Source organism: Gordonia alkanivorans NBRC 16433 (genome assembly GCF_000225505.1).
GTDB lineage: Bacteria > Actinomycetota > Actinomycetes > Mycobacteriales > Mycobacteriaceae > Gordonia > Gordonia alkanivorans.
The window spans coordinates 1-445 of sequence record NZ_BACI01000126.1 but is presented as its reverse complement, the minus strand read 5'-3'; the positions used below and the strand labels follow the sequence as shown (position 1 = coordinate 445).

At 64.5% G+C, this 445-nt stretch carries 1 protein-coding gene; it reads right to left on the bottom strand.

From position 1 onward, the window contains the following. Window positions 1-340, bottom strand: a 340-nt coding sequence (locus tag GOALK_RS23695) for an IS481 family transposase (RefSeq protein WP_006361226.1), incomplete at its 3' end; no start/stop codon positions are given. Window positions 341-445: the final 105 nt, after the last annotated feature.

The following is a 445-nucleotide window of genomic DNA, read 5'->3' as shown; positions in this document are numbered from 1 at the left end:
GCGGCATCCGATACCGGCGCAACACCGCCTCGACGGTCGATTTTGCTAGCCGCAGGTGCGCAGCGATTCGTGCAGCGCCCCAGCGACGCAGGAACCGCAACTTGATGATTCGACGTTCCCGGCGCACAGGGAGCTGATGGGGTGACCGGTAGGGGCGGCTGGACCGATCTGCCATGCCGGCCTCACCGGTCTGCCGGTAGCGGTCGGCCCACTTCTTGGCCGTGGCCGGTGAGCAGTTGAACCGTTCGGCGGCCCGTCGTAGAGGCCAGTTCTTATCGACGACGCACTGAGCCAGGGCCAGACGGCCACGTTCGGTGAGGAAGGCATTACGGTGGGTCATGAGGGCCTCTTGGTGATCGGCGTGTGTGTGGTAACCACATCGATACCGGAGGCCCTCACCTGTTGACCGGCACCACGCCGTTCACAACCTCCCCAAGAGTTACAG